This window comes from Sabulicella rubraurantiaca (assembly GCF_017355885.1).
GTDB lineage: Bacteria > Pseudomonadota > Alphaproteobacteria > Acetobacterales > Acetobacteraceae > Roseococcus > Roseococcus rubraurantiacus.
This window is the reverse complement of the sequence record NZ_JAFEUU010000005.1, coordinates 117,859-137,179: the sequence shown is the minus strand read 5'-3', so window position 1 is coordinate 137,179 and position 19,321 is coordinate 117,859. Positions and strand designations below refer to the sequence as shown.

The 19,321-nt window shown below is 68.9% G+C and carries 12 protein-coding genes; 10 read left to right on the top strand and 2 right to left on the bottom strand.

Annotated elements, in window-relative coordinates:
* Positions 1–78: 78 nt before the first annotated feature.
* Positions 79–1,086, top strand: a complete 1,008-nt coding sequence (locus JTJ31_RS10995) for a Bug family tripartite tricarboxylate transporter substrate binding protein (protein ID WP_207538706.1) — start codon at positions 79–81, stop codon at positions 1,084–1,086.
* A 120-nt stretch (positions 1,087–1,206) separates the two neighbouring features.
* Positions 1,207–2,193, top strand: a complete 987-nt coding sequence (locus tag JTJ31_RS10990; protein WP_207538705.1) for a Bug family tripartite tricarboxylate transporter substrate binding protein — start codon at positions 1,207–1,209, stop codon at positions 2,191–2,193.
* Positions 2,194–2,208: 15 nt separating this feature from the next.
* Here JTJ31_RS10990 and JTJ31_RS10985 read toward each other — a convergent pair whose 3' ends face one another.
* Complete coding sequence (locus JTJ31_RS10985; RefSeq protein ID WP_207538704.1) at positions 2,209–3,021, bottom strand: alpha/beta fold hydrolase; 813 nt, start codon at positions 3,019–3,021, stop codon at positions 2,209–2,211.
* A gap of 186 nt (positions 3,022–3,207) precedes the next feature.
* Between JTJ31_RS10985 and hisD the strand changes: the two genes are divergently transcribed.
* The 5 genes from hisD to JTJ31_RS24990 are packed head-to-tail and all read left to right on the top strand — an operon-like array spanning position 3,208 to position 8,785.
* The gene (gene hisD, locus JTJ31_RS10980) at positions 3,208–4,503 is read left to right on the top strand and encodes a histidinol dehydrogenase (RefSeq protein ID WP_207538703.1); all 1,296 of its coding nucleotides are present in this window, start codon (positions 3,208–3,210) and stop codon (positions 4,501–4,503) included.
* Between the two features lie 40 nt (positions 4,504–4,543).
* Positions 4,544–5,896 carry an ABC transporter substrate-binding protein gene (locus JTJ31_RS10975; RefSeq protein ID WP_207538702.1) on the top strand — a complete coding sequence of 451 codons (1,353 nt, stop codon included), beginning with the start codon at positions 4,544–4,546 and terminating at the stop codon, positions 5,894–5,896.
* Positions 5,897–5,898: 2 nt separating this feature from the next.
* Complete coding sequence (locus JTJ31_RS10970; protein WP_207538701.1) at positions 5,899–6,795, top strand: carbohydrate ABC transporter permease; 897 nt, start codon at positions 5,899–5,901, stop codon at positions 6,793–6,795.
* Positions 6,792–7,679 (top strand): carbohydrate ABC transporter permease, encoded by an 888-nt coding sequence (locus JTJ31_RS10965; RefSeq protein WP_207538700.1) that lies wholly within the window; start codon positions 6,792–6,794, stop codon positions 7,677–7,679. The genes JTJ31_RS10970 and JTJ31_RS10965 overlap by 4 nt, the downstream gene beginning before the upstream one ends.
* A 5-nt stretch (positions 7,680–7,684) precedes the next feature.
* Complete coding sequence (locus tag JTJ31_RS24990) at positions 7,685–8,785, top strand: ABC transporter ATP-binding protein (RefSeq protein ID WP_207538699.1); 1,101 nt, start codon at positions 7,685–7,687, stop codon at positions 8,783–8,785.
* A gap of 85 nt (positions 8,786–8,870) precedes the next feature.
* Here JTJ31_RS24990 and JTJ31_RS10955 read toward each other — a convergent pair whose 3' ends face one another.
* Complete coding sequence (locus tag JTJ31_RS10955; protein ID WP_207538698.1) at positions 8,871–9,158, bottom strand: hypothetical protein; 288 nt, start codon at positions 9,156–9,158, stop codon at positions 8,871–8,873.
* A 1,212-nt stretch (positions 9,159–10,370) separates the two neighbouring features.
* Here JTJ31_RS10955 and JTJ31_RS10950 point away from each other — a divergent pair.
* Genes JTJ31_RS10950 through JTJ31_RS10940 form a run of 3 tightly spaced genes read left to right on the top strand, consistent with a single transcriptional unit; the run spans position 10,371 to position 19,320 of the window.
* Positions 10,371–11,192 (top strand): cellulose synthase operon protein YhjQ/BcsQ, encoded by an 822-nt coding sequence (locus JTJ31_RS10950; protein WP_207538697.1) that lies wholly within the window; start codon positions 10,371–10,373, stop codon positions 11,190–11,192.
* Positions 11,189–15,655, top strand: a complete 4,467-nt coding sequence (gene bcsA / locus JTJ31_RS10945; protein ID WP_207538696.1) for a UDP-forming cellulose synthase catalytic subunit — start codon at positions 11,189–11,191, stop codon at positions 15,653–15,655. Before JTJ31_RS10950 ends, bcsA begins: the two co-directional genes overlap by 4 nt.
* Positions 15,655–19,320: a cellulose synthase subunit BcsC-related outer membrane protein gene (locus JTJ31_RS10940; RefSeq protein WP_207538695.1), complete on the top strand. Its 3,666-nt coding sequence runs from the start codon at positions 15,655–15,657 to the stop codon at positions 19,318–19,320. The genes bcsA and JTJ31_RS10940 overlap by 1 nt, the downstream gene beginning before the upstream one ends.
* Position 19,321 lies beyond the last annotated feature (1 nt).

Genomic DNA, 19,321 nt, shown 5'->3' with positions numbered 1-19,321 from the left:
GCGCCGATTTCGGCCTCGCATTGTGCCACGATCACGATATGATTCGGTCAAAGACTAGCCGCGCCATCCGGAAAAGGCATGGCCGACAACAGGGAGCCGTCCATCGTGCCAACTCGCCGCAGTGCCTTGTCCGTTGCTGTTGCAGCCGGCCTCGCGCCATCCATCCTTCGCGCACAGACCGAGGCGGGCTGGCGGCCCACGCGCCCCATCCGCCTCATTGTTCCCTTCGCCCCGGGCGGGTCGAACGACATTGTCGGGCGCATCATCGCAGAGACGGCGGGGCAGGCCCTCGGCCAGCCAGTGGTGATCGAGAACCGTGCCGGCGCCGGCAGCGTGATCGGCGCGGAGATCGTCGCCCGTGCCGCGCCGGATGGCTACACGCTGCTCATCAACAGCTCCCATCCGACCGTGCCCGCGATCGTCGCGCGTGTCCCCTACAACACGATCAACGACTTCACCGGCGTGGCTGTCGCCGGCTTCTCGCCTTATGTCCTGGTCGTCAACCCGCAGTTTCCGGCGCGCAACGCGCAGGAGTTGCTGACCCTGCTGAAGTCCAATCCGGGACGCTACAACCTCGCCACGGCTGGCACCGGCAGCGGCGTGCATGTCGCTGCCGAGTTGTTCCGGGCGAAATCCCAGGTTCAGGTCGAGCTGGTGCATTACCGCGGCGGCGGACCGAGCGTCGCCGCACTGCTCGCGGGTGAGGCGCAGATCGGCACGCCGACCATGGCATCCTCGATCGGACAGACCCGGACCGGAGGGCTGCGTCCGCTTGCCGTGCTCGCCGAGCGGCGCGTCCCTGCCCTGCCCGACGTGCCGAGCGCGCCGGAGGCCGGCATGCCCGACGTGATCCTTGAGGAGTATTTCCCCATCCTGGCCCCCGCCGGCACACCCGCTCCTGTGCTGGCCGCGCTGGGCGCGACCTTCCGCGCGGCGATCCAGCAGAATGCCGCGAAGCTCAACGAAATGGCAGGCGTGTCGCCACGCGCCGGCTACGAAACGCCCGAGCAGGTGATGAACCTCATTCGCGACGGGGTCGAGCGCTTCACAACGATCCTGCGCGCCGCGGGGGTGCAGCCGGAATAGGCTGCCCGGCGCGGTGACCCTGGCGCCGCCGCGCTGCTTTCCTCGCCACCAGCCAAGGGCCGCTGCTAGGGTCCTGAATGCTCGCCCCAGCTGAGGGTGAGCAAAAGGGAGGAACACACAATGACCAACGGTATCGCGCGCCGCACGGCGCTGTCGCTCCCTGCCCTCTCCCTGCTCTCACCCGCAGCGCAGGCGCAGGCGAATTGGCCCGAGCGTCCGGTCAATATGATCGTGCCCTTCGCGCCGGGCGGGACGCCCGATATCGGCGCGCGGCTGCTGGCGCCGAAGATGAGCGAGTTCCTGGGCCAGCCCGTGACGGTCGAGAACCGCGCCGGCGCCGGCTCCACCATCGGGACGCGCGCGGTCGTCCAGGCGCGGCCCGATGGCTACACGGCGCTGATGGGGTCGATCTCCTTCCTCACCGCGCCGCTGACGCTGCAGCCCATGCCCTTCGACCCTGTCGAGACGCTGCGCTGCGCCTGCCTGGTGTCCATCTCGCCCTATATCCTCATCGTCCGCGCTGACAGCCCGGTGCGCGACATCGCTGGATTTCACGCGATGGCGCGGGAACAGGGCGCGCGGCTCAATTACGGTTCGGCAGGGATCGGGACACCGCTCCACCTGGGCGCGGAACTCTACAAGTTGATGATGGGCGTGGACCTGACGCATGTGGTCTATCGCGGCACTGGCCCCGCCATCACCGCGCTGCTGGCCGGCGAGGTCTCCATGGTTTTCGCCGATGTCCCGGGCGCGACGGCACATATCCGGTCCGGCGCGGTGCGGCCCCTCGCCACACTGGTCGCGAACCGCATCCAGCAATTCCCCGACGTGCCGACCATGGCAGAGAGCGACCCGCGCCTGGCGGAATACGAGGTCTATACCTGGGCGATGCTGACCGTGCCCAAGGCGACGCCCGACGGCCCGGTGATGCGGCTGAACGCCGCTGCCCGGCATGCTGCGCAGGCGACCGACGTGGCGCAGCGCTTGGCGGATCTCGGCTTCGATTACGTCGGATCGACGCCCCAGGAAGGAGACGTGCGTTTGGCGCGCGAGAAGGCGAAGTGGCAGGAGGTCATCCGGCGCGGCAACATCCGCGCGGAACCCTGAGGACGAAGACTTCCCTCAGCCGCCGACCTCATCGAGGAAGCGTTCGACCAGCGCATTGAACTCGGACGCACGCTCGAAATGGCCCGAATGGCCGGCGCGCCGGATCGTCGCGGCGCGCGCGCCAGGAATGGCGGCGGCCATTGCCTCACCTGAATAGGGCAGGACCACATCCTCCTCGGATGGGACGAACAGCACCGGGCAGCCCGTGGCGGTGAGTTCCGCGGGCTTGCGGGTGCGCATCGCATAGAGGCGAGCGCGCACTGCCTCCCGGTCGAAGCCCTGGGTGAGGCCGAAGATGTGGTGGTAGAGGTGGTGAAGCGCGGGCTGTTCTTCCGCCATGCGCGCACCGCTGGCGGGATGCATGCCGCGCGCGATGAGCGTGGCTGCCGCGCCTTCCTCCTTTGCCCGCACGGCGCCCGGCACGAGTTTCGGATCGATCGAACCGACCGTCGCCGCCAGCACCAGCGCCTTCACGCGATCCGGCCGCAGCAGCGCGTATTCGACCCCCGTCCAGCCGCCCATGGACTGGCAGACGATGCTGATGTCGCCGAGGCCAAGATGGTCCACCAGCGCAGCCAGATCCTCCGCATAGGCAGCCGGGTCGGGCCCGCCTTCCGGCGCGGTCGAGGGAAAGAAGCCACGATGGGAGAAAGCGACGCAGGTCCGGCGCGGCGCGAAATGCGGGACCTGCTGCCACCAGGACATCAGACTCCCGCCCAGCCCATGCGCGAAGACGAGCGCGGGGCCGCTGCCCGTGACCTCATAGGCGATGCGGCAATCGGGACGCTGGAGGTATCCTGCGCGGCGCTGCGGGATGGAATGGCTCATGCGGGGACCTCCGACGTTTCGCGCGCAACCTAACTTGTGGAGCGCCATCGCCCAAGATGCAGCGGCGCGGACGCACGCGGAGGACGAGAGCGGCATGGGCCTTTCGTCCGGAAGCGGGATGGGTCTAGGCTGCGCTTCGGAGGCCGCAGGCCGCCCAAGGAATGACGCTTGAACCATGGAGGAAGCGTGGCGCGCCGTTACCTGAAGCAGGCTCGTCCTCCCGCGCCCGGCGACCGCCGCGCCCTGGAGGATCGGGTCCGGCAGATCCTCGATGACATCGCCGCCAATCGCGACGACGCCGTGCGTCGTTACGCGCGCGAGTTCGACCGCTGGGAATCGCCCGAGTTTCGGGTAAGCGAGGACCAGATCCGCCGCGTCGCCCGCGACCTGCCCGAGACCTTCAAGGACGACTTCGCCTATGCCCACGCCAAGGTGACCGACTTCGCCAAGGCGCAGCGGGACTCGCTCGGCGAGTTAGCGACGGAGATCGAGCCGGGCATAGTCCTCGGCCAAAAGCAGATCCCGGTCGGCAAGGCCGGCTGCTACATCCCGGGCGGCAAGTATCCGCTGATCTCCGCCGCAATCATGTCGGTCGCGACGGCCAAGGTCGCCGGCGTCGGCCACGTCGTCGGCGCAGCTCCGCCACGGGATGCGGAGGGCATCTACCCGCAGACGCTCTATGCGCTGCACGCCTCGGGCGCGGACGAGCTCTATTGCATCGGTGGCGTGCAGGCCCTGGCCTCCATGGCTTTCGGCTGCGTCGGCATGACGCCGCGCGATATGATCACTGGGCCCGGCAACGCCTTCGTGGCTGAAGCGAAACGCCAACTTTTCGGCACGGTGGGCATCGACCTGCTCGCGGGACCGACGGAGATCCTGGTGATCGCCGATGACAGCGCCGACCCCGCCCTGGTCGCCACCGACCTGCTTGGCCAGGCGGAGCACGGGCCGGACAGTCCCGCTTGGCTGGTGACCACCTCCGCACGGCTGGGCGAGATGGTGCTGAAGGAGATCGCGCTCCAGCTCGAAACGCTGCCGACTGCTGCCATCGCCGGCAAGGCGTGGGAAAACCTGGGCGAAATCATCGTCGTGGACAGCGACGAGGAGGCCGTGGCGGTGAGCGACGAATACGCGCCCGAGCACCTGGAGGTACAGACGTCGCGCGACGACTGGTACCTCGCCCGGCTGCGCAACTACGGCAGCCTCTTCCTTGGCGAGCAATCCACCGTCGCCTATGGCGACAAGGGCGTGGGCACGAACCACACCCTGCCGACCGGCCGCGCCGCCCGGTACACGGGCGGTCTCTGGGTCGGGAAGTTCATCAAGACCGTCACGTGGCAGCGTCTGAGCGACGACGCATCGCGCCGCATCGCCCCGATCATGGGCCGCATCTGCCACGAGGAAGGGATGCTGGCCCACGAGAAGACGGCCGACGTGCGCTTCGCACGCTACGCGCCCAAGAACGTCCAGGAGAACGACTGATCGGGGAAACACCCGACCCACGGAGGGAGGAATTCACGCCATGAGCAAGACCAGCCTTCTCGCCACGCGCCGCGCCGCCTTGCTGGGCGGCTCGGCCCTTGCCGCCCCGGCCCTCGCGCAGAACCAGCCGCGCGTCGCGCGCGTCTGGGGCGAGCCGGGGCCTTATGGCGGCGTCTTCGTGCAGGGCATGAACGAATGGGCCGAGCGCAACAATGCCGGCATCCGCTTCGAGGTCGAGCAGATCCCCTGGGACGGCGTGACGGTGAAGCTCACCACCGACCTCGCCGCCCGTCGCCCTCCGGCGCTGATCAGCGTGGAAAGCCCCATCGCCTACCAGCTAGCGGCCGAGGGACTGCTGGAGCCGGTGGAGGATGTGAACAACGCCATCCGCGCGCGGGAGCGGCTGGTGGACGGGTTCTCGCTGGAGCAGTTCGGGGCCTGGAAGGGCGTGCAGTACGCGGTGCCCCTGCATCACCAGCCCTGCCTCCTCGTGGTGCAGCAGGACATCGTGAATGAGCTGGGGCTGGGCGACCCGGCCGGCTGGAACTGGGACCATTTCGCCAATGCCGCCCGCACCATCACCGAGCGCAAGCCGGGCATGGCGGGCTACACCATGGCGCTGGGGCGCAACCTCTGCGCCGATTACCACATCACCCAGTTCATCTGGCAGGCGGGCGGGATGACGTGGGACCCGCGTGACGGGTTCAAGACCGTCTTCGACAGCCCCGCCACGGTGGAGGCCTTCGACTTCATCCGCCGCCTGCACGCTTCCATGCCACGCGCTGCGGTGGAGTTCTCCTTCCTTCAGGTCGTGGACCAGCACGTGGCCGGGCGCACCGGCATGTCCGCCTATTGGGGCCGCACCATGGGCCGCGCGGCGGAGGAGACGCCGCAGCTCTTCAACAATATGGAATACTACCTGAACCCGGCGCATCCGGGCACCGGGATGCGCTGGTCCTGGACCGACATCAATGGCTGGATCATCCCACGCCGCGACAACGCCTTCATCCGCGAGACAAAGGAAGCCATCGCCTATGTTTCCAACAACGTCGATTGGCTGGTGCGGTACAGCCAGAGCCTGATGCCCAATGTGGGCCCGGTCTTCAAGGACGTGGCGACGGCGCCGGCCATGCTGGCCCACCCCTTCTACCAGTCGAAGCGTCGCTCGCTGGATGTGATCTTCAGCCAGTCGGTCCCGCACACCTGCAACACGGGGCTTGAGCTCCGGCACGGGGTGAACCCACTCGCCGGCTTCGCGCATGGACGCAGCGTCTGGGCGCAGGCGGTGCAGCGCATGCTGCTGAACAACGAACAGCCGCGCCAGGCCGTGCAATGGGGCCAGCGGCAGTTCGAGAACATCCGGCGCGACAACGCCCGCATGCTGGCCGGCTGACGATGCGGGGATTCCGCCTGTCCGACCGCCAGGTCGGAATCCTGTTCATGCTGCCCTTCCTGGTCACGGCCGGTGCCTTCATGGTCTGGCCCGTGGCCGAGGCAGTGCGACTGGCCTTCTACAGCTACAACCCTCTCCGGCCCGACGATTTGACCTGGGTGGGCTTCGAGAATTTCGAGCGGATCTTCGACGACCCGCTCTTCTGGGAAAGCTTCAGCCAGGCCCTGGTCTGGACCGGCTGGTCCATCGTCCTGCAGACGCTGCTCGGCGTCGGCCTTGCCATGCTGCTGCACGTGGCGCTGCCGGGAATTGCGGTGTTCCGCGGCCTACTGCTCTTCCCCTACATCGTGCCGACGGTGGTGATCGCGCTGAACTGGCGGTGGATCTTCAATTCCGAGATCGGGATCGTGAACCACGCGCTCGTCTCGCTCGGCATCGTTGAGCAGAACATTGCGTGGCTCTCTACCCCCAACATGGCGATGACCTCGGCCGTGCTGTTGAACGTGTGGAAGTACACGCCCTTCGTCATCATCTGCGTGCTGGCACGGCTGCAGACCATTCCGACCGAACTTTACGACGCTGCAAAGGTGGATGGCGCGCGCGCTTGGCGCCGCTTCATCGACATCACCCTCCCGATGCTGAAGGAGGTGCTGGTGGTGGTGATCGTGTTCCGCACGATCTGGACCTTCAACAAGTTCGAGGAGATCTACCTGCTGACGCGCGGTGGGCCCGGCACCTCCACCTTCAACCTCGCCGTCTATGCCTTCGAGGAAGGAATGGCCAATCTCCGCCTGGGCGTCGCGGCCGCGACGGGGGTGGTGATGATCGTGCTGCTGCTGGCCGGCACCGTGGTCTATGTCCGCGTCTCGGGCTTTGGGCAGGAGGAGAAGGGAAGTTGAGCGCCAAGACCCTGATCGGCCGCGTGGCGCTCTATGCGCTGCTCTCAGCCATCACCTTCCTGGTCTGCTTCCCCCTGGTCTGGGCCTTCTTCACCAGCGTGAAGCCCAAGGAGGAGATCTTCCGCTGGCCGCCAACGCTGTGGCCGGAAAGCTGGACGCTCGAGAACTACAGGGCCCTGCTGGAAGGCAAGCAGGCCTATTTCCAGGCCGGCGCCGCAGCCGCCAGCGGTCCACCACCTTCCGCCTTCTTCCTCGACTGGTTCCTCAACAGCCTCATCGTCACGCTCGGCACCACGGCGATCAGCACCATCGTTTCCACCCTCGCGGCCTATTCCCTGACGCGCTTCCGCTTCCCGGGCCAGCGCGCCGTGCCCTACCTCGCGCTGGTGGGGTACATGGTGCCGTCCATCATCTTCGTCTTCCCCATGTTCCTGGTGATGGCGGATCTGCGCCTAACCGACACGCTCTTCTCCCTCATCCTCGGCTATGTCTGCATCACCCTGCCCTTCTGCATGTGGCTGATGTGGGCCTTCTTCCGCGGGGTGCCGATCGAGATCGAGGAGGCGGCGCTGGTGGATGGCGCTTCCCGCCTGCGCGTCTTCTGGGAGATCGTGCTGCCGACGGCCTGGCCGGGCATCATCGCGGCCGCGATCTTCACCCTGATCGTCTCCTGGAACGACTACCTGTTCGGCCGTGTCTTCATGAACTCCATGGAGAACCTGCCACTGACTGTCGGCGTGATGCACTTCTTCGATGGCACGCATGTGGATTGGGGGCTGATGATGGCCTCCTCTGTCCTGATGACCGTGCCGATGGCGGTGCTCTTCATGCTGCTCCAGAAGCACCTCGTCGCCGGCTTCGGCGCTGGTGCGGTGAAGGGTTGACCGCGATGGATGTTCGCCTCGAGGGCCTCTCGAAATCCTTCGGCTCCAACCAGGTGCTGAAGTCGCTCGACATGACCTTCCCGGAGCGGCGCTTCGTCACGCTGCTTGGCCCTTCAGGCTGCGGCAAGACCACGCTGCTGCGCATGATCGCGGGGCTGGAGAAGGCGACGGAGGGCGCGATCTGGTTTGGCGGCCGCCGCGTGGACCATCTCTCCCCGGGCGAGCGCAACATCGCCATGGTGTTCCAGTCCTACGCCCTTTACCCCACCATGGATGTCGCCGCGAACATTGGCTACGGCCTCAAGGTGCGCGGCATGGCGAAGCCTGACCGGGCCGAGAAGGTCGGCATCGTCGCCAAGGTGCTGGAGATCGGACATCTCCTCGCCCGCAAGCCCAAGGCGCTCTCAGGCGGGCAGCGGCAGCGTGTGGCGCTGGGGCGCGCCATGGTCCGCAAACCCGACATCTTCCTGATGGACGAACCCCTGTCCAACCTCGACGCCAAGCTCCGCGCGACGATGCGCGGGGAGCTGCGGCGCTTCCATCTCGATCTTCAGACCACCTCCATCTACGTCACGCATGACCAGCTGGAGGCGATGACCATGTCTGATCTAGTCGCCGTCATGGATGCGGGTGTCGTGCAGCAATTCGGCACGCCGGAGGAGGTGTACGACCGCCCGGCCAACCTGTTCGTCGCGGGCTTCATCGGCTCGCCGCCCATGAACTTCGCGGAGGTCGAACTAGAGACCACGGGTGGGCGTCCGGTGCTGCGCCTTGCGGGCACGGCGCTGCCCGCGCCGGATCATTTCGACCTCGCCGGCGTGCCGCCCCGCCTCGTCCTCGGCATTCGGCCACAAGATGTCAGTGTGACGAACCCCGATGCCGCGGGCGCCGTTCCGGGCACGGTCTGGATGACGGAGCTCATCGGCTCCGAACGACTGATCGAAGTCGAGATCGCGCCGAAGCTCCGCTTCACCGCAGAGGTGAAGAGCAGCGTGCGCTGCGCCCTGAACAGCCGCGCGGCCCTGCGCCTGGACCCTGCCCGCATCCACCTCTTCGACGCCGCGACGGGGCGCAGCCTCGCGCGGCAGGACTCGCTGCCGGGCTGACCGCACTACCCTGCCCGGCGGTTCGGCGCATTGGTGAAGTGATGGAAATGGGCCGCGCGGACACAGCGGCCCATCGCCTGCGGCCTTAGCGCCAGCCCCCGTGCCACGGCTGGGCCGACTGGTGGTAGGCGTCGCGCCGGCCAGCCTCGTAGGCCCGCCGCTCCATCACATGGCGCTGATGACGCCAGTATTCCCGGCGGGCACGCCGCTCCATGCGGTCCTGCCACTCCGCTTCCCGAGCCCAGGCGCGGGAATGGTGCCCATTGTCGTAGTGGCCGTGACCACCGTGACCGTAATACTGCGCCTGAGCTGCCGGCGCGGTCGTCAGGGCTCCCGCCACAAGAAACAAAGCCCCCAGCAAAGCCTTCTTCATCGCTGCCTCGCACTGAAAGGCCCCTTTGGCCTGTCACAGCGCAGTATCGGCACCATCGGGGCAATTGCATGACCTTCTTTGCCTTCTTTCCGTCGCGGATGTGGGCTGGGAAGTATGTGGCCGGCCCCGCAACGCGGCGGCCCGACCACATCCTTCGGGCGGCTACGTGGAACCCCTCGTTGATGGCCCGTGCGGTGATGCGTAAACGGAGCCGCGGTGCAGTTGCGTTTGTTGGATGCGTTCGGAGCGCCCTCAGGACCTTCCTGAGGGCGCTTCCTGTGTTGCGCCCCTCATCCTCAGCAAAATTTACTGCCCGTCTTCTCGATTTTTTTCTTGAGCATCGGGTGCGACGTCATATTTTGAGCATTGTCCCAAAAGGACGGCGGGGCGACACAGTTGACGCGACTGCACCCTGCGTGGTCCGGCAGCCTCTCACGCCGGACCTCGCCCCGTTCCTTTGCTTGGTTCTGCATTGCCCGAACGCCTGTCTGCGCGCCGTAACGTGGAGGTGGCCGACTGCGTGTAATCGCGTACTTACGCTAAAGCACCTCGTGTGCCATCCAGTGCGATGGCCAGATGACGGGTACGGGGGATGCTTGCGATGGACGGGGGTGCGGGCACGACGGCAATGAGCGGTCTCCACCGCGCATCCGCGATGCACTTCCTCAGCTCAGCCTTGATGTTGAGCGGCGACGTTCCAGCGGCGATGCCAGACTCTCCGCGCTTGGCGGAATCCAGAGAGGGCCGGGAGACCCAGCGATCGTCCGTCGCGGCGAAGCCAGACCTTGTGGTGCCGAAGGAGGCAAAAGAGGCCCTCTCCCCTCATTCCCTCCAAGAGGAGGTGAAGCGGGTTGCCGCAGCCATCGGCCTCGGCAGCTTTCGCTACCTTGGATTCGAGCGGCCACATTTCGCGGGCCCTTCCCCGCCCAGCCCGAGGCAGGAAGCGGCTGTGGCGCCGCCGGCGACTCCGCCCTCGCCCGAAATCACCGTACCTCCCCCAGCGCCCGTGGTGGCGGCGCCACGTATCGCCGCCCCCGCCCCTGATACGGCGGTGCCGGCGCCACCGCGCCCCCTCTTCGCAAGCGGGTTCCCTCTTCTAGCCGAATTGACAGGAGCGCCGCCCGAAGTGGCGCCCCCGCCCATCCGTCGCGCAGTCCGGGGGCCCAGCGCCTTCGCCGCCCTGCACAAGCTTCGCCCGAAGCAGGATTCCGGATGCCTCTGATCTGCTTCTCCTCCCCCAAGGGGGGCGTAGGAAAGACTACGCTGGCCGCTCATCTGGCCGCGATCCTTGCGGCGCGCGGGTACGAGACCATCGCACTGGACCTAGACCCGCAGAACTCGCTGCGCCTGCACCTGGGCATCCCGTTCCGTGAAGAGGGCGGCTTATTCTCGGACCCGCCCCGGCCCTGGAGGGAGACGGTGCGTGGCGCCGCGCCGCGACTGCGCGTGCTGCCGCACGGCGCGCTCGACCCGCGCCGTTCGATGCGCCTGCAAGCGGATCTCCTAGATGCGCCGGAACGCATCGCCGGCCCCGTGCGGGAGATGCTCGAACTGCCTGGGACGGTGGTGATCGTGGATTGCCCCCCGGGTTCTTCTGGCGGGCTCTCGGCCCTGGTGCCGCTGGCCGACCTGCTGTTGGTGGTGTTGCTAGCGGATGCGGGCAGTGCCGCGATGCTGCCGCAGGTCGCCTCTGGCCGGGTGCTGGGGCACGGCACGCTGTCCAATCGCCTGTCGGCGAAGCTGGCCATGGTGCTTAACCAAGTGGCGCTCGACCAACCCTTGTCCAAGGCGGTGCTGAGCGCAGCCGCCCGTACCGTTGGCGACCGCCTGATTGGGGCCGTGGCGCAGGACGTGAACTTGGGCGAGGCGCTGGCCCAGAAGCGGCTGCTGCTGGATGGGTCGGAAGGTGGGGCAGCGGAAGATCTGCAGATGTTGACGGACGCCATCGTCCAGCGCCTCGGCCTCACGCCAGCCGCGCCGGGCGGCGCGCGCCGGGACTACGCCGCCCTGTCTGACTGGGGCCTCGCGGAATGAGGATCCGTGCGGCGCACGGCCGGATCCTGCGGGGGGCCTCGGTCGCAGCAGGGCTGCTGCTCGCCTTTTCCGTCATCACCTTGCCGCTGGACGCGGCGCAGCAGGGGCTGCTGACCCTGCTCGGCATCGCCGTGTTCCTGGTGGTGAATCGCTTCAAGTCCCGGGCCGCTTCGCTGGTGCTGGTCGCTCTCTCGGGCATGATAACGCTTCGCTATCTGTTCTGGCGCGCGACCGACACGCTGGAATTCGAAGGGTTCTGGCAGACCCTGCTCGGCACCGGGCTGGTCTGCGCCGAGCTTTATGCCGCGATCCTCCTGTTCCTTTCGTATTTCCAGGGCGCATGGCCGCTCGGCCGCAAGCCCGTGCCGCTGTCGCCCAACCCTGATGAGTGGCCGACGGTGGATGTCTATGTCCCCACCTACAACGAGGATCTGGAGATCGTGCGGCCGACTGTGCTGGCCTGCATGCAGATGGACTACCCACAGGACAAGCTGAATGTCTGGATCTTGGATGACGGGCGCCGCCCCGAGTTCCGGGTCTTCGCGGAGGAGGCAGGCTGCGGCTACATCATCAGGCCGGACAACAAGGGCGCGAAGGCGGGCAACCTTAACCACGCGATGCGCCACACGGACGGCAAGTACATCGTCATCTTCGACTGCGACCACGCCCCCACCCGCGCCTTCCTGCAGATGACGCTGGGCTGGCTCGAGCGCGATTCCCGCATCGCCATGGTGCAGACGCCGCACTACTTCCACTCGCCCGATCCGTTCGAGCGCAACCTCGCACGCGGGCGCCCTGTGCCAAACGAGGGACTTCTCTTCTACGGATTGATCCAGGACGGAAACGACACCTGGAATGCCGCCTTCTTCTGCGGCTCCTGCGCCGTGATCCGGCGCGAGGCGCTAGAGGAGGTAGGTGGCGTCCCGCAAGAGACGGTGACGGAGGATTGCCACTGCTCCTTCCGAATGCAGTCCAAGGGGTGGCACACCGCCTATCTGCGGGTGCCGCTCGCCTCCGGCCTCGCGACGGAGAGACTGGCGATCCACATTGGCCAGCGCATGCGCTGGGCGCGCGGCATGATCCAGGTCTTGCGGCGGGAGAACACACTTTTCGCTCGCACACTGACCCTGACACAGCGGCTCTGCTACTTCACCGCCTCCTTCTCTTATTTGTTCGCACTGCCGCGGCTCGTCTTCCTCACCTCGCCGCTCGCCTTCCTGTTCTTTGGGCAGTCGGTCATCGCCGCTTCGCCGCTGGCGATCCTAGCCTATGCGGGGGGGCATCTGTTCCACGCCGTTGCGACCTCGGCACGGCTCAGCGGGGGCAATCGTCACTCCTTCTGGTCAGAAATCTATGAAACATCCATCGCGATCCAGCTTCTTCCTGTGACCATTATCACTTTGCTTGATCCCAATCGCGGCAAATTCAACGTGACCAACAAGGGCGGCGTGCTGGACGAGGAGTACTTGGATTTCCGGGTCATTTGGCCGTCGCTGACGTTGTTTTTCTTGGTCTTTACGGGTTTCTGCGTGGGGGTGGCGGGGTCCATGACTTCAACCGTCGGCACGCTGGAGTTTCATGCCTATTTGCTCAATACCATCTGGGCTGGCATGTGCCTTGTCCCGCTTTCTGCCTCGATCGCTGTGGGGCGGGAGCGCGAGCAGTCTCGCCAGCGCGCGCGGGCGCCGGTTCAGATTCCTTCTGTGCTCCGGATGCCGGACGGCACCGAGGCTGTGGGACAGAGTTCCGACATTTCGTTGTCCGGTGCGCGCCTGAAGATCGATCGCCCCCCAGGTGGCGAGGAATGTGACATCACCAGGGTTTCCTTCCACGCTGGTGGCGAATGGGTGACCGTGCCCGCTCGCATCGTCGCTTGGCAGGAAGGCGTCGCCACACTGCATTTCACCCCTTCCAGCCTCGCGGACGAAGCGGCGATCGTCCGCGTTTTCTTCGGTCGCCCGGATGCGTGGTTGAATTGGGACAAGTGGCCAGCGGACCGTCCGCTGCACGCCCTGGGCACGGTGGTCCGTGCTACAGCGGATGCGGTATTCCGCCGCTACCGCTTCGCCATCAGCAAGGCGCCGAAGAACGCGCAGAGCGGGCCCACCCCAGCCAAGACCGCGCGCGTGTCAGACGTCGTGCGGCCGCGCCGCGCCGGGGCTACTACCATTGCCACGCTTGCGCTGGTGTTGGCAGGAATCGCCCCGGCCCTTTCGCAAGTCCGCCTCCCCCCGGCGCCCATGCCGGCCGAGCTTCCGCCCGCGCTTGCGCCCCTACCTGCGCCCTCGCCCGCACCGCTGGCGCTGCCCGCGGCCTCCGGGCGGGAGATCCGGCTGACGCTGCGCGAGTTGGGGCAGCAAGGCCCGATGCAGCTGCGCGGCACGGCCGACCTGCAAGGCGTCCTGTTTGGCATCCGCGCGGATGAGGTGGTGACGGAGGGCCGGCTCAGCCTGTCCGGTGCCGCGTCGCCTTCGCTCCTGCCTTCGCTGTCGCAGCTGGCGATCACGTTGAATGAGCAGCCGGTCGGACAGATCACCCCTGACCCGACCCGCCCCGCCTTTGGGCCGCTCGAATTCCCACTCGACCCCGTCGCTTTCACCGAGCTGAACCGGCTAAACTTTCGCTTCTCCGGCCGCTACGCCGTGGAGTGCAACGACCCGCTTTCCGGCCTGCTCTGGGCCACGGTGTCCGAGCGCTCGACGGTGACACTGCGCGTGGAGCGCCTGCCGCCGCAGCGCGACCTCGCCCGCTTGCCCGAGCCGCTCTTCGACCCGCGCGACCTCCGCTCCGCGCTGCGCCTGCCGGTGGTGCTGGCCGAGAGTGCCGGGCCGCAGGCGCTGCGTGCCGCGGCCATCGCGACCTCCTGGTTCGCGGTGCAGGCCGGATATCGCGGCGCCCGCTTCCCGGTGGAACGCGCAATCCCCATGCGCGGCAACGCGATCCTCTTCGCCGTTGGAGCGGAGGCTTGGCCCGAGCTGAGCCTGCCGCGGCTCGAAGGCCCGACCCTCGCTGTGGTGGTGAACCCGAACGACCCGTTCGGCTCGCTGCTCGTGGTGGCGGGGCGATCGGAGGCGGAGGCGGCGCAAGCCGCGATAGGCCTCGCCGTCGCGCGCCCCGGACTGTCCGGCCCTCTGGCGACGCTGGGTGACGTGCGGCCGGCACCCCGCCGCCCCTATGACGCGCCACTCTGGCTACCGCCCGACCGCGCCGTTTCGGTGGGCGAGCTGCTGCCCGCCGAGCACCTGCAGGCGGCCGGCTACCAGCCTGGCCCCATCCGGGTGCCGCTGCGCACCGCCCCTGACCTCTACACTTGGCGGAATCGTGGCATCCCCGTGGACCTCGCTTGGCGTGCCCCGCCGGGGCCTGTGATCGACACCGGCTCTTCGCGCTTCGACGTGCTGGTCTCGAGCAACTACCTCCGCTCTTTCCCGCTCGGAGAACCGGAACGGTCGGCCTGGTGGGCCTGGTTGATGCGGCAAGTCGGCGCCAATGCCGATGTGCGGCGCGGACGCGTCGACATCCCGACCTATTCGCTGCTGGGCCGCGAGGATCTCGAACTGCGCTTCGACATGCGCCCGATGAACCGCGGCGACTGCGTGGCGGTGCCGGGCGACATCCGCGCCGCACTGGATCCGACCAGTCGCGTGGATCTCTCTGCCGCCTATCGCTATGCGCGCCTGCCCAATCTCGGCTTCTTCGCTTCCGCGGGCTTCCCCTTCACCCGCATGGCGGATCTCAGCGAGACAACGGCCATCCTGCCCGACCGACCCAACGCCGTGGAGATCGGCGCCTTCCTCGACCTCGTCGGCGGGCTGGCCGCGCATGTCGGGATGGCGGCCACAGGGCTCCAGGTCGCCGGGCCGGGCGGGGTGCAGGCTGCCGCCGGGCGCGACCTGCTGGTCTTCGGCACGCTGGGCCGCCAGCCGGCCCTGGCGACGCTGCTGGTCGACACGCCGATGCAGATGCAGGGCGACCGCCTTTCCGTCGCCCTGCCGCCGATGCTGCAGGACGTGCGGGCCCTGCTTTTCGATGCACCGAGCCGGGCCGAGCGCGACCGCGCCACGGCCCATCTCGCCTCCGTTGGCGAGGGCATGGGCGCGCTGATCGGCGCGCGCAGCCCGCTCAGCGCCTCCCGCTCCGTCGTGGCGGTGACCGGCGCGACCCCCGCCGCGATGGGCGAGGTGGTGTCCGCCCTGCTCGACCCCGCGCGGGTCGCGCAGATCCAGGGCGATCTCACGGTTCTCTCCGGCACCGGCATCGCCGCCTTCCGCACCGGCGCGACCTATGGCGTCGGCGACCTGCCCTGGTGGCTGGTGCCGCAGGCCTGGATGCAGGGACGCTTCGAACGCCTTGCCATCGCGCTCGTGGCGGCGGCCTTCCTGCTGGGGCTGCCCTGGTACTGGATCATGCGGCGCAAGGCGGCGTCCCGCCTGCGCGCCCGCACCCCGAAGGAACCGCGCTGATGCGTCGCCTCGCGCTTCTCGCTCTGGTCGCCGCCGCCCCTCCTGCCCTGGCGCAAGAGGCGCCCTCGGCGGCACTGGGCGTCCTGCTGCGGCAGGCGGAGAACTGGCTGCGCCAGGACCGGCCCGACCTTGCCGCCCTGTCGGTGGAGCGCGCGCTGGTCGCCGAACCCCGCTCGCGCGAGGCGCTGGCTCTGGGGGCCCGGGCCGAAGCGGCGCGCAACCGGCGCGACGTCGCGAACCGCTATCTCGCGCGGCTGCGGGAAGTGGGTGGCACCGCGGAGCAGGTGGCGGAGGCGGAAGGCGCGCTGCGCGCCGGCACGATCGACCGTGCTGCTCTGGAGGATGCGAGGCGCCTTGCGCGTGAGGGCAGGGGCGCCGATGCCGCCGCGCGCTATCGGAGCCTGTTCGGCATGGAGCCGCCTCCTGCCTTCGCGCTGGAATACTACCAGACCCTCGCCGGGAACCGCTCCACCGCGCAGGAGGGGCAGCGCGGCCTCGAACGCCTTGCCGCCGTACCGAACGCAGACGGGCGGGCACAGCTGGCGGCGGCGCAGACCCTCACCTTCCAGCCGGGCGGCCGCGCGGAGGGCGTGCGCCGCCTTGCGGGTCTCGTGGACCGCCCCGATGTGGGGATGGAAGCGCGGGAGGCCTGGCGGCAGGCGCTGATCTGGGCGGGCGGGGACCCTGCCTTCCAGCCCTCGCTCGACGCCTATCTGCGGCGCTTCCCTGATGATGCGGAGATGCGCCAGCGCGCGGCGGCCGCACAGCAGGCGGCGGCGCGCGAGGGCACGGCCGCGCTGCGCCAGGAGGGATTCCAGCAGCTTGAGGCGGGCGCGGCACGCCAGGCGGCGCAGCGCTTCGACCAGGCCCTGGCGCAGAACCCCCAGGATGCCGATGCGCTGGGTGGGCTTGGCCTTGTCCGACTGCGCGAAGGCCGCACCGCCGAGGCGCGCCAGTTGCTGGAGCGCGCCATCGCCGCGAACCCGGCCGGACGGGCGCAATGGCAGCGCGCCCTGGACGGCGCGCTCTACTCGGAAGAGCTGGCGGAAGGCCGCGCGGCACTGCGGCGCGGCGCGCTGGATGCCGCCGAGGACGCAGCACGCCGCGCCCGCGGACGCGACGCGGAGGACACTACTGATGCCGACGTGCTGCTGGGCGATATCGCCCTGCGCCGCAACGACGTCGCCGGGGCGGAGCAGCGCTTCCGCGCGGCGCTCTCCCGCCGTCCCGGCTTCGCGCCCGCGCAGCAGGGGCTGAACGCCGCCCTGCGCGCGCAGGGCCGGATTGCGGAGATCCCGCGCACCGCCGCCGCGCCTGCCGGGAATTCGGCCGCACCTGCCCTCACCGGGCTGCGCGCCGAAGCCGCACGGACCCAGGATCCCGGCGTCGCCGTCGCGCTGCTTCGCGGGGCGCTGGAGAACACACCGAACGACCCGTGGCTGCGCCTCGACCTCGCGCGCGCACTGCGCCGCGCCGGCCGCCTGGGCGAAGCGCGCGCCGTGGCCGAGGAAGGCGTGCGCGCCGGCACGGCGGACGGCCTTTATGCCGCCGCGCTCTTCGCTGAGGAGGATGGCCGCCCGGGTGATTCGGAGGCCTTCCTGGCCCGCATCCCGGCCGGTTCGCGCAGCGTCGACATGCAGCGCCTCGCCGCACGGCTGCGGGCCCAGCGGGAGGTGGCGACGGCCGCTGCCGGGCTGCGTGCGGGCGGGCCGGATGCACGCACCGCGCTACTGACTCTCGCGGCACGGCCCGACCCCAGCGGCTCGACCGGCGCGGCCGTGATTCGCGCCTTCGCGGCGAACAACGACAATTTCGGTGCGGCGGAGGCGGCGCGCGTCGCCCAGGCAGCGAACCGAACCGCCGGGCCGGCGCATCGCATCGCCTTGGCGGGCGCGCTCCTGTCAGCCGGGCTGGATGCCGAGGCGACGGCGCTCGTGGATGCGACGGACAATGCGGCGTTGACGCCGGAGCAGCGCGCGTCCCTCGCCGGGCTTCGCTCCGGCCTCGCCATCCGCGCCTCCGACCGGCTGAATGCCAGCGGGGACCAGGCGGGCGGGTTCGAGCGGCTGCGTCCCGTGCTGTCCGGCGACCCACAGAACGCCGCCGCCAACCTTGCCCTGGCGCGGCTCTACCAGGGCGCGCGCCAGCCTTCGGAGGCGCTGCGCGTCGCCGAGGCGGTGCTGCGCCGCGACCCGCGCAATGCCGAGGCGCGATCAGGCGCCATCCAGGCGGCGATCTCGCTCGGTGACCGGCAGCGGGCCGAGGCGCTGCTGCGCGAGGCGCAGGCCCTGGCGCCGCGCGACAGCCGCACCCTGCTGCTAGAGGCGCGGGTCGCGCGGGGCTTCGGCGATGACCTCCGCGCCCAGCAATTGCTGGAACAGGCCCAACTTCAGCGGCAGGCAGAGCTTGGGAGGCCTGCCCTGCCGCAGGCGACCAACGCCTTGCCCGTGCTCTCCGGCACGTTGGAGAATCCCTTCGCCCGCGGCACGCAAGGCACGCTTGCAAGCGCAGCGCCGCAAGCCGCGCCCAGCGACGCGGTCGCGCGGGAGATCGCGCAGGAACTGGCGCTGGTGCGCGGCGAGACGGCGCCGACCGCCGCGCTGCTGGCCAATGGTCGCATCCGCTCCGGCTCGGCGGGGCTGGACCGCCTGCAGGAGTTCGGTGCGGGGGTGGAGGGCAGCGTGGCCGCGCCGGGGATCGGTGGCCGCCTGACCGCAAGGGCGCAGAGCGTGACGCTGCAATCGGGCAATCTTGGCGGCGACGCTGCGACGCTGAACCGCTTCGGCATCAACGCGGTGGGCGGCCCGGTGGCGCGGCCTGCCTCCTCGGCCTCGGGCGTCACGCTTTCGCTCGGCTATCAGCGGGGTGACTGGATCCGGGCGGAGGTGGGAACCAGCCCGCTCGGCTTCCGGCAGACCACGGTGCTCGGCGCGCTGGAGGTCGCACCGCGCATCACCGACACGCTGCGCCTGCGCGTGCTGGGTGAGCGTCGCTCGGTCACCGACAGCCTGCTCTCCTATGCCGGGCTGCGCGACGGGCGCACCGGCGCCTTCTGGGGCAACGTGGTGCGCTCTGGCGGCCGGGCGCAGATCGAGATGCCGCTGGGGGCCGGCGCCGTCTATGTCGGCGGCGGATACGCGCAATACGCGGGCACCAACGTGCAGAACAATTCGCGGATCGAGGCGGGGGCCGGCTTCTCCATGCCCATCATCCGGAGGGACGGCGCGGAGCTGACCGCCGGCGTGGACCTCGTGTATTTCGGCTTCGACCGCAACCTGCGCGAGTTCACCTTCGGCCAGGGCGGCTATTTCTCGCCGCAGCAATACTTCGCGATGAACATCCCCGTGGATTACCGCGGGCGCTCGGGCAACGTTGCGTGGCGCGTCGGCGGCAGCCTCGGCTACGCCACCTATCGCGAGGATTCCTCACCCCTTTTCCCCACCAGCGCCTCGTTGCAATCGGCGGTGGAGGCGCGGGCGCGGCTGGACCCGACCGTGCAGGCGCGCCTGCCGGACCGCACGCGATCCGGCGTGGTGGCGGGGGTGCGCGGCGAGCTGGACATAAACCTGACGCCCAACCTGTCGCTGCTGGGTGCCATCCGTTTCGACAAGGCGCCGCAATTCGACGAGACGCAGGTCATGCTGCGGCTGCGCAACCGGTTCTGAC